1 protein-coding gene and 1 pseudogene are annotated in these 1,122 nt (G+C 56.4%); both read right to left on the bottom strand.

What is annotated here, in order from left to right; translation table 11 throughout:
- Window positions 1-158 precede the first annotated feature (158 nt).
- Window positions 159-365, bottom strand: coding sequence for a helix-turn-helix domain-containing protein (locus ACXJ5O_RS27835; RefSeq protein WP_457302734.1), 207 nt, complete (start codon window positions 363-365; stop codon window positions 159-161).
- Between the two features lie 348 nt (window positions 366-713).
- Window positions 714-1,122, bottom strand: a pseudogene (locus ACXJ5O_RS27830) (mechanosensitive ion channel family protein); the annotation flags it as partial.

Genomic DNA, 1,122 nt, shown 5'->3' with positions numbered 1-1,122 from the left:
GCCAAACAAACGGCTGCTTTGCGCCCTCATGTCGGCCGTTGAGGTCAGTTTTGCCACCGCCTGAAAGCAGACATTGCCGACGACCACGCTGAGGTCGCGGTTTCGCCAGAAGGTGTCATTCGCGTTAACTGCGCCGCCACGTTGGGCATTCTGGCGTCTTATCGCTGTTGTCGCGACAGCCGCTCTCCGAGTAGTTTTTCATAATCGCGCTCGGCGTCACCGTAAAATCCGTTAGACTCGGCCATCAAACCCGCGCGATCAACAATGGCGACCTTGCCACGGGTAGCGCGGATATGGCCTTCGGCTTCGAGTGAATGCAGGGTTTCTGTTACCCAAGGCCGCCGCATTCCCAGCATCACCGCCATGCAGCAGTTATCATTACGCCCGCTGGCAGCCCCAAGCAAAACACCGCGTGTTTCGATCGGCCCAGGATATCGGACGGAGCGTCCAGAAGCATTTCCTCTAGGTAGTCTCTTCGCTGTACCGGATTGCACCGAACTTGCAAATCCAGCTGAATGTCATGTGTGGCCGAATAGCCCGCGACTTTATCGGTTTCGACAGCTGGTCGCAGCAAATGCAAGATCGTTGATGTGGGCGGGCACACCAATTGTCGTGGTAGTCGACTCCATCGCAGTCGGCACGGCCAATGCCAGAACCCCATCATCATCGTCGCCAGTCGACGGAGGCCACAGTTGCCTTCGTTAACCCCATCCCTAAGCAGCGGCTTCTGGCTCCGGATTTGCCGTCATCGGTTTTGGAACCGCTTTGATGCCGTTCTCCCGAAAGGCGCTTTGAACCGCCATCAAAACCGTGCGCCGGATCATCGATTGTTTGCCAGGTCTTGCGGTGAAGGATGCCTTGATGATCAGCGTGCCGTCTTCAACGTCGCCGATACCTTTGCTCTTGAATGGCTCTATCAGATCCGGTGCAAGCTCCGGATTTGCCGCGATGTCCTGTCCGATTTTCTTGAACAGCTTGCGAACCAGGTCGACGTCCGTATCGAACGCAACCCGAAATGTCAGCTTTTCAATCGCCCAGTCGCGACTGAAATTCTGGATCTTCCCTATTTGCCCGTAAGGCACCGTTGCGATCGAGCCGCGAGAGTTTCGAAGGGACACGGAC

Source organism: Phyllobacterium sp. P5_D12 (assembly GCF_054049495.1).
The sequence above is the reverse complement of the archived record's forward strand: the minus strand, read 5'-3'. Positions and strand labels throughout refer to the sequence as shown.